The sequence below is a fragment of the Actinomadura sp. BRA 177 genome (assembly GCF_013372625.1).
Classification (GTDB): domain Bacteria; phylum Actinomycetota; class Actinomycetes; order Streptosporangiales; family Streptosporangiaceae; genus Spirillospora.
Genome location: NZ_JABXFD010000053.1, coordinates 1 through 8928, shown reverse-complemented (window position 1 = coordinate 8928; position 8928 = coordinate 1). Strand labels below are relative to the sequence as shown.

Below are 8928 nucleotides of genomic sequence, written 5' to 3'. Positions count from 1 at the left end.
AAGCGCAGCAGCGCGGTCGCCAGCTCGCGCGCCGGGCGGCCGCGCCGGGCCCGGTCGTCGGCGGCCATCTCGATCAGCAGCTCCACCGCGTCCAGGCACCGTCCGACCAGCCGGAACTGCGGGAACACCTGGCGCAGCGACGCGAACGGCAGCAGCACCAGGTCGTGCCGCTCGCGCGCGTGCGCGCGCTCGTGCGCGAGGACCGCGGCCAGCTCGCCGCGGTCGAGCAGTTCGAGGGTTCCAGCGCTGACGACGACCTTGTGCGAGCGGACGCCCGGCACGCAGTACGCGGCGGCGCCGGGATGGTCGAGGACGAGGGTGCCGGGCACGGACGAGTCGCGGCGCGACACCAGCGCGAGCAGCGCCCGGTGCCGCCGCCGGGCCCGCACGACGCGCAGCACCGCGAACATCAGCATGACCAGCAGCACGGCGGTGAGGCTGATCGCGCCGAGCAGCGAGGCGACCTGGACGGCGTTGAGCCGGGCGGCCTGGTCGTCGTAGAGGCCGGGCAGCCCGCCGAGGACGCCCTTGCGGTACGGGAGGAGGGCCAGGCCGAGCAGGGCGCCGATCGTGGCGACGCCCCAGCACAGCCCGAGGGCCTGCCAGAGCGCGATCCCGATGCGCGGCGCCCGCCACGTCCACTGGGCCCGGGACAGGAAGTGCGCCCCGCCGACGGTCCCGAGTGAGATCAATGCGAGCAGGGCGGCGCCGGTCATGCGGGCGGTTCCTTGCGTGTGAGACCTGCGAGGGTCTGCCGGATCACGTCGATCTCGTCCCGCGAGACGGACCGGACGAAGTGCGCGAGCGCCGCGTCCCGGTCACCGGTCTCGTTCAGCGCGCCCAGCATCAGCTCGGTCACGTACATCTCGCGGCTCGCGACCGGGTGGTAGCGCCAGGCGCGGCCGTCGCGCTCGCGCTCGAGGAAGCCTTTCTTGGCAAGCCTGTCCAGCACGGTCATGACCGTAGTGTGCGCAAGGTCCCGGTCGCCAGCGAGCGCGCGGCTCACGTCACGGGCCGTCGCCGCCTCGTGGCCGGCATCCTCCCGCGCCCACAGGACCTCCATGACCGTGCGTTCAAGCTCTCCCAGACCCTTCACGCCTTTAAGGTTATCTGACCGAGACGAAGGTCACCACGTCAGGTAGTACTACCGCCTGTAGGGGGCACGACGAGGCCCAGCTCGTAGGCGATGATGACCAGCTGGACGCGGTCGCGGGCGTCCAGTTTGGTGAGCAGGCGGGCGACATGCGCCTTGGCGGTCGCGACGCTGATGTAAAGGTCGGCGGCGATCTCCTGGTTGGACATGCCGCGTCCGACCAGGGTGAGGACTTCGCGCTCGCGGTCGGTGACGCCGTCGACCCGCCTGGGCTCGGGCCGCGGTTCCGGACGGGCGGCGAACTCCTCGATCAGCTTCTTCGTGACGCTCGGCGCGATCAGGGCGTCCCCGCCGGCGACGACGCGGATGGCCGCGAGGATCTCCTCCAGCGCCATGTCCTTGACGAGGAAGCCGCTGGCGCCCGCTTTCAGGGAGGCGTAGACGTATTCGTCGTCGTCGAACGTGGTCAGCATCAGGACATGGGCCGTGGTGATGCGGCGGGTGGCCTCTATGCCGTCCATGTCGGGCATGCGGATGTCCATGACGACCACATCGGGTTGGACGTTCTCGACCAGTTCGACCGCTTCGACGCCCGTCCCGGCCTCGCCGACGATCTCCAGGTCGGGGTTGTCGGCGATGAGGACGCGCAGGCCGGCGCGGATCAGCGGCTGGTCGTCGGCCAGGACGATGCGGACCGTCATCGTCCCGCCAGCGGGATGCGCGCCGTCACCCGGAAGCCGCCTCCGGGACGCGGCCCGGCGGTGAACTCGCCGCGGAGGAGGGTGACGCGTTCGCGCATCCCGACGAGGCCGTAGCCGGTGCCGACCATGCCGCCCTGCCCGTCGTCCTCGATCTCGACGACAAGTTCGTCGTCGCGGTAGTCGATCGTCACACGGCCATTCTCCGTGCCCGCGTGGCGGACGACGTTGGTGACCGCCTCTTGGACGATCCGGTACGCGGAGAGATCGACGTCCGGCGGGAGGGGTCTGGGGGTGCCTGTCGTCTGGACGTCGATGTGCACGCCCGCGTCCTTGGTGGCCTCTGCCAGCCGGTCAAGGTCGTTGAGGCTGGGCGCCGGGCCGAGCGGGGCCGTGCCGGGGTCGTCTTTGCGGAGGGCGGTGAGCATCCTTCGCAATCCGGACAGGGTGTCGCGGCTGGTGGCCTCGATGGCGTCCAGCGCGTTGCGGGCCTCGGCCGGCTGCGTGTCGATCACCCGTCCGCCGACGCCCGCCTGGATCGCGATGATCCCGATGCTGTGCGCGACCATGTCGTGCAGCTCGCGGGCGATCCGGAGCCGCTCCGCCGCGACGGCCTGCGCGGTGGCCTGCACACGCATCGCCTCGGCGTGCGCGCGCCGCACCCGGACCGAGTTGCCCGCCATCCAGGTGATGGCCATCGCCAGGACGATCGTGATGAGGAAGCTCTCGCTCGGAACCAGGAAGGCGGAGACGGCCAGAGCCTGCAGGACCCCGGTCACGACGGCGACCGGGACCGAGGTACTTCGCGGGCGGGTCGCCGCGATGTAAGCGACGGCGAGGTCGGTGAGCAGCAGAAACAGGCCGGCGACCGTCCCGTTCGGCATCTCCAGGAGCGCGAGAGTCCAGGCGGCGAAGAGGATCACGTGCACGGGCAGCGGATGGCGTATCAGCAGGGCCGCGACCAAGCCCGTGAGAGCGGCCGAAAGCAGGATTTCGACCCCATCGAAACCCTGCGTGCCATGGCTGACCGTGACGAAGAGAATGCCGGGGTACAGGACCGCCCCCAGCCAGGCGAGGACCATCCATGCAATGCGGCGCATTCGGCCCAACGGGAGGGTGAACATGCGGCGATCGTAACCGCCGACCTCGTCCCGCACATTGGCCTGCGGGCTTAATCCTGCGGGCTACAAGCGCTTTTCGGGAATGTGTCCGGCGGCCCGATGACCGTTGCCCATGACGACCGGCACCGTTCATCAACATGAAACGCTGGGTGTCCTTGATATTCGTGCTTGAAGTCCTGGGAATCGTGGCCTTCTCCGTCGTATACGACTCGCTGGACTTCCGCATCTACTGGCTAGGCGGCCACGCCATAACGGACGGCGCCGACCTCTACCAAGAACAACTCGCCGATCACTGGTTCACCAACACACCCTTCATGGCGGCCCTGTTCACTCCCCTGGCCGCGCTCCCGCTGACCGTCTCCCGGCTGCTGTGGCAGTTGGCCCCGCTGGCGGCCTTCATATGGGCCTGCTGGACGACGCTCCACATGGCCGGCCGCCATGTCCCGATCGTGCCGGTGGTGGCAGCCGGTCTTCTCCTCGAACCGGTCTGGCACACGTTCTTCCTGGGCCAGGTCAACCTGTTCCTGCTGGCCCTCGTCCTCGCGGACATGCACCGCGTCGCCCTCGGCCGTCCCGCCGGAATCGGCATCGGCATAGCGACCGCGATCAAATTGACCCCGGCCATATTCGTCGTCCTGCTCCTGATGACACGGCGGGCGAAGGACGCGGTCACGGCCACCGCAACCTTCGCCGTCTGCACCCTGCTCGCCTACTTCATCGCGCCCGATGCGTCCCGCGTCTATTGGCTGCACACCTTCTACGACACGTCGCGTGTGGGCGTCCCGTACATCAGCAACCAATCCCCTTTGGGCGCGCTGACCCGAATCCTGTGGAGGACGACCGAGGTAGGCGACTGGTACACCGCCATTCCGCTGACAATCGGCATTTTCGGCCTCACGACCGCCGCCATCTGGGCACGCCGCGGCGACTGGCTGGCCGCCACAGCGACAGCAGGCGCAACCAGCCTGCTGGTCTCCCCCATCTCCTGGGCACACCACTGGGTATGGGTCGTCCCCGCCCTGGCGGTCCTCCTCCGAAACAACAACCGGAAGACGGCCCTGACCGCTTACCTCCTCTTCGTGCTGTCACCCCTCTGGTGGACGCCCCACAACGGCCACCCACTCGAATACGGCTTCCACTTTCTGCTGACGCCGGTCGCGAACTGCTACCTGCTGGCAGGCGTGTTCTTCCTCGTCCACATGGCCGTCCGCCTTCGCGATCAGGACGCGTCCAGGACCACGAAGGAGCCGAGCATCCGCCGCAGCCAGCCGCCTCGGGGTCGCCTTTCGATACGCCTGGCCCGCGCGGGCGGACGGCGGTCCGGGGGCCTGGAGTGCACGGCCGGACGGGGCGTCCTCGGGGGCGCGGGCACGGCCCGTCCGGCCGTGCGGTTCTGGAGGGCCGCCCGCGAGTAGCGGCCCAGGTGACGGGTCGACTCGTCCAGCAGGCGCCCGAGCGCAGCAGGGTCGGGCGCCTCGACCAGCCGATCTCCCGCCAGCGCCCACCAACTTCCGGTGAACTCGCCCCGCCATACGCAGCAGCCGGGGAACCGGCGCGCCATCTCGGCCGCGACCCGCTCGGGGTCGAGTTCGGCCGCCGCCCAGGGGGTCACCGCTCCTCCCCGGTGAGGTGGCCGAGGACGAACACGGCCGCGTCCGTCACCCGGTCGGCAGGCGCGATCGGCTGCCCCGACATCGTGAAGTACCAGAGCCGGCCGCCGTCCTCGTCTCGGACGCGGCAGGAGATCGTGTCGCTCTCACGCCGTCCGCAGCACTCCTTGACCTGCGGACTCGTCACCCGAAGCCCGTCCGAGTCGAGCTGGACGTCGAACTTGCGCGCGGCCAGATGTGCCCCAAGCGCCGCGAGCCGCGCCAAGGGAGTCGTACGATCGTCCACAGCCAGGACCTCTTTCCTGGTCAGGCCCCGACCCACACGGTGTTGCTGCACCGGGTCGGGGCCGCTTTCGTTTCCGGGGAGGGGACGCACGTCAACTCGTCCCGCGACTCTCAGTAAATCCACGTCACAGCGCGCAAGAAAAGATGAGAATGCGGAGACAGACCCGGAGACAACCCGGAGACTCAAAGTCTCCGGGTCCACAAAGGGGGCAGACACCAATGACGGCCCAAAACCCCCCAATATGGGCAACCCGCCTGCGCGTCGAACGTGACGCGCGGGGCTGGAGCAAACACGAGATGGCCAGGCAACTCCTGCGCGCGGACGGCCTGGAGCGCGGCAACGCGGCCAACCTCGCACGCCAGATCTACGACTGGGAGAGGGGCCTCCACTTTCCCCGCGACTGGGCACACGCCTACGCAAAGGCGTTCAAATTAGACCCTTCCGACCTCTTCCCAACCGGGCCGACAACGGGTGCATCCTCTACGTATGACCCCGAATCCTTCGAGGACGACGACGTGAGGCGCCGCGAATTCCTGGGTGTCATCGCCGCCGCCACCGCCACCGTCCCGTTCCACGGCGACCCCGCGCGCCTCCGCGCCTCCCTCACCGGCACGCTCACCACCGAGGCCACCGGCCACGACGCCGACGCCTGGGAACGCGTCGTCTTCGACTACGCACACGAGGCGGGTTACCTGCCGCCCGAGCAGGTGCTCCCCGAGATGCTCGCCGATCTCTCCGAACTGGACCTGCTGATCTCCCGCGCCAACGCCACCGCCCGCCCACGCCTCATCCACTCGGCCGCGTACCTCTCGGCCTTCACCGCCATTGGCATGCTCGGCCTCGGCGACGTCCGCTCGGCGCGCCGCTGGTGGCGCACCGCCATCCGAGCCGCCGACGAGTCCGGCGACCCCCAAGCCGCCGCGTACGCCCGTGAACGGCAGGCGGTGTTCGCGCTCTGCGACGCCCACCGCGAGCAGTTCGCCTTAAACCTCGCCGAGGAAGCCATAGCGATCTCCGAAAGGACACCGTGCGCAGGACTGGCAGGCGGACACGCAAGCAGGGCACAGGCACTCGCCCAGATGGGACGTGACACCGAGGCACGGGCGGCGTTGGACGACCTCAAGCAGGTGTTCGAGCGTCTCCCCGACCGCGTCCTCAGCGGCCGAGAGTCACAACTCGGATGGTCTATCAAGCGACTGCATCACACAGCCAGCTTCGTGTACGCCCACACGGGCGACCAAGCCCGTGCGCTTCAGGCCCAAGACGATGCGCTAGCCGCCTACACGTCCAAGAGCGTCCTAGGGCCGGCGCAGGTCGAGATGTACCGCGCGACCACCCTCATCCAAGAAGGCGACACCGACGCCGGCGCACAACACGTGATGCATGTCCTGGAAGGACTACCAGCCGGACACCGCAAAACCCACACCGTCCGCAAGAACGCCATCACCGCCCTCTCCAAGGCATCCCCCAAGGACGTCCGACGACCAGCCGTCCGCGACGCCTACGCCATGCTCGCCCCCGCCGCGACCCACTAACCGCACCACCAGCGCTCAACCGAAGTGAGCACTGCCACACCAGCCCCGCGTCCGCCGCGTCCCACTAACCACATCAGCGCCGCTCAACCGCAAAGAGCGCTGCCACACCACGCTCACGTCCGCCGCGACCCGCTAGCCGCATCACCGCCGCTCAACCGAAGAGAGCGCTGATACACCCCCGCCGCGTCCGCCGCGTCCGCCGCGTCCTCAGGCGTCCGGCCACCGGTCTGCCGGTCACGCTGACGTGTCCGCCACCTGCTCCCAACCTGCACGATGGCGGTGCCGTCAACTTCGGCCTGCTGTCCCTCCCGGACGAAGGCGATCATCTCGTCGAGCGTCCTATCCACTTGGCGATCTGCCGCGGCTTGGACGGCCAACTCCCCTGCTGTCCGGCCTGCTGCGCCCTCCGGTCATCGGGGTCCGCGGATGAGGGTCGTCCATAGTGGGTCGATGTGCCCTATCCAGGCATCCTGATCGTCTGCGAGGGGGCGGGCCAGTGGCAGCGGCGCGAAACGGCACGCGAACGTCAGCCCCACATCGTCCCCCGAGCCGCCCACCACGTGCTCCTACGCACTGGACGTCTCGGCCGGTACCCGAAGCTGGAAGTAGGTGGTCCGACGCGGCTGCCGCGTGTGCGGGTGAGGCGAGTCCTCCACGATGACCTGCCGGATAACCGAGGCGGTGGCGAGACCGGTCTCTTCGACGACCTCCCGCAGGACGGCCGCCTCAAGACCCTCGCCGGGACGCACGCCGCCCGCGGGAATCTGTGTACCGGCTTCAGGCATCCCCACATGATCGAAGACAAGCAGCTCAGGCCCCACGCCACACCTGATCACGTAGGCCGCCACACGAACCCTGCGCGAACCCACCCAAGCACCGCCGTCCACCGCCATGGTCCGTCCTTCACCTCACTTGGCTTCGCGAATCTTCTCCACCAGCTTCCAGACAGCACTCGAAGGGTTGGACGGCAGGCCCATCGTGCAGCCTGCGCGATCCGGGCGAGTCGGCCGTCCGTCTCAGCCATCGGGTTGGCGTGGCCCAGGGGCTTGGGATGCCGCCGGTCTAGGGAGCCAAACTCGCCCCAGGTCGGCTGTGTGAAGTCCTTGAGCGAGGTACCGCAACTCGCCGGGAGTTAGGAGAGGGGGTTGTGGGCGCAGCCTGGGGTTGTGTGGCCTGAGACGCCGGATAGGAGGTGGCGGAGTTCTGTCAGGGCGTCGGCCAGGGCGGTTTGTTGGTCTGGGGCTCGGGCGATGTCCAGGGCGGTTTCGCAGATTCCGCCGTAGAGGAGCGAGGTTGCGGGGTCTAGGGGGCGGTCGGGGATGCAGCCGGCCTCGATCGCGATGGCCAAGCCGCGTCGCATCTGGTCCTTGCATCCTGCCTGGATGTCGCGCATGGCCGACCAGCCGAGGGCGCCCGGCGCCTCCAGGAGGGTGATCTGGCGGACGGCGGGTTCCAGCGACGCCTCCAGCAGGGCGCGGCAGCCCGCGAACATTCCGTCCCACGGGTCCTGTTCGGCCTGGAACGCCTGCCGGACGGTCGCGGCGAGCTTCTTCTGGTCTGCGGCGTAGACCTCGCGGAAGATCTGTTCCTTGTTGCTGAAGTGGTGGTAGAAGGCGCCGCGCGTCACCTTGGCCCTGGCGCAGATCGCGTCCAGGGAGGTGGCGGAGAAACCGTCCTCGATGAAGAGTTCGCGAGCCGCCGCGACCAGGGCGCCCGTGGTCGCCCTGGTGCGTTCCTGCTGGCTTCGGCGCGCGGTTGTGTTCGTTGCCACCCGTTTTCCTCCTGACTTGGATCGAGGATAGAAGAACGTGTGTGGTGGCGAGCCGTCCTCACATGTTGAGGAGGGGGCGGACGCGGGCGGTGAACCGTTCCAGGGACGTGTGGTGGTCGTCGGTCGCCCGGCGGATGATCAGGTGGCGGGCTCCTGCCTCGATGTAGTGGTTCAGCCAGGCGGCGGCGTCCGCTGGGGGACCGGCGAACATGGCTTGGATCTTTTCCACCTTCTCCAGTGGGGCGTTGTAGTAGGGCTCGATGCTCTTGCGCAGTTGCTTGCGTGCTTGGCCCGGGGCGTCGTCCAGGCAGAGTGTCGCGTACAGGGCTGCGGTTACTGGGCGGGGCGCTAGGCGGTGAATGGTCGTCCGGTCGCGGGCGTAGTCGGTGACGGCGGGTGGGTAGGGCAGCCAGCCGTCGGCCAGGCGGGCCACGCGTTGCAAGGCGGGGGCGCCGCCTCCCGCCAGCCAGATCGGTGGTCCGCCCGGACGGGACGGAGTGGGCGCGATGGTGGCGTCGTGGAAAGCGAAGTGGCGGCCGGTGAATGACCCCTTGCCGCTCCAGAGCCGCCGCATCGCCTCGATCGACTCTTCCAGGCGGCTGAAGCGGGTGCGGAAGGGGACGCCGATCGCGTTGAACTGCGCCTCGGTGGCGGGGGTGGGGAAGCCTGCGCCCATTCCGACGATCAGCCGGCCGCCGGCGAGCCGGTCCAGGGTGGCGAGTTGGTGCGCCAGCAGGATCGGGTGGCGGAGCGCGGGCAGCAGCGTCGCGGTGCCGAGGGTGAGGCGGGGCGCGGCGACGGCGACGGCGGATAG

General features: G+C 69.1%; 10 protein-coding genes. 2 read left to right on the top strand and 8 right to left on the bottom strand.

Annotated elements, in window-relative coordinates:
* From HUX53_RS00330 to HUX53_RS00315, 4 genes are all read right to left on the bottom strand, one after another.
* On the bottom strand, nt 1-716 hold a 716-nt coding region (locus HUX53_RS00330), incomplete at its 3' end, for a M56 family metallopeptidase (protein ID WP_176401152.1).
* Nucleotides 713-1096: a BlaI/MecI/CopY family transcriptional regulator gene (locus HUX53_RS00325; RefSeq protein WP_176401151.1), complete on the bottom strand. Its 384-nt coding sequence runs from the start codon at nt 1094-1096 to the stop codon at nt 713-715. The genes HUX53_RS00330 and HUX53_RS00325, both read right to left, overlap by 4 nt.
* Before the next feature lie 38 nt (nt 1097-1134).
* Complete coding sequence (locus HUX53_RS00320) at nt 1135-1794, bottom strand: response regulator transcription factor (protein ID WP_176401150.1); 660 nt, start codon at nt 1792-1794, stop codon at nt 1135-1137.
* Nucleotides 1791-2891: a sensor histidine kinase gene (locus tag HUX53_RS00315; RefSeq protein ID WP_176401149.1), complete on the bottom strand. Its 1101-nt coding sequence runs from the start codon at nt 2889-2891 to the stop codon at nt 1791-1793. The genes HUX53_RS00320 and HUX53_RS00315 overlap by 4 nt, the downstream gene beginning before the upstream one ends.
* 185 nt (nt 2892-3076) lie before the next feature.
* On the opposite strand from HUX53_RS00315, the gene HUX53_RS00310 reads away from it, so the two are divergent.
* Complete coding sequence (locus tag HUX53_RS00310; RefSeq protein ID WP_176401148.1) at nt 3077-4327, top strand: glycosyltransferase 87 family protein; 1251 nt, start codon at nt 3077-3079, stop codon at nt 4325-4327.
* Nucleotides 4328-4520: 193 nt separating this feature from the next.
* On the opposite strand, the gene HUX53_RS00305 is transcribed toward HUX53_RS00310, so the two are convergent.
* Nucleotides 4521-4808 carry a hypothetical protein gene (locus tag HUX53_RS00305; protein ID WP_176401147.1) on the bottom strand — a complete coding sequence of 96 codons (288 nt, stop codon included), beginning with the start codon at nt 4806-4808 and terminating at the stop codon, nt 4521-4523.
* Nucleotides 4809-5104: 296 nt separating this feature from the next.
* On the opposite strand from HUX53_RS00305, the gene HUX53_RS00300 reads away from it, so the two are divergent.
* Nucleotides 5105-6343, top strand: coding sequence for a hypothetical protein (locus HUX53_RS00300; RefSeq protein ID WP_176401146.1), 1239 nt, complete (start codon nt 5105-5107; stop codon nt 6341-6343).
* A gap of 566 nt (nt 6344-6909) precedes the next feature.
* Here the strand turns inward: HUX53_RS00300 and HUX53_RS00295 are convergent.
* The 3 genes from HUX53_RS00295 to HUX53_RS00285 all read right to left on the bottom strand — a co-directional run.
* The gene (locus tag HUX53_RS00295; RefSeq protein ID WP_217918940.1) at nt 6910-7236 is read right to left on the bottom strand and encodes an NUDIX domain-containing protein; all 327 of its coding nucleotides are present in this window, start codon (nt 7234-7236) and stop codon (nt 6910-6912) included.
* A gap of 239 nt (nt 7237-7475) precedes the next feature.
* Nucleotides 7476-8114, bottom strand: a complete 639-nt coding sequence (locus tag HUX53_RS00290) for a TetR/AcrR family transcriptional regulator (protein WP_176401145.1) — start codon at nt 8112-8114, stop codon at nt 7476-7478.
* A 58-nt stretch (nt 8115-8172) separates the two neighbouring features.
* Nucleotides 8173-8928, bottom strand: a 756-nt coding sequence (locus tag HUX53_RS00285; RefSeq protein WP_176401144.1) for an LLM class flavin-dependent oxidoreductase, incomplete at its 5' end; no start/stop codon positions are given.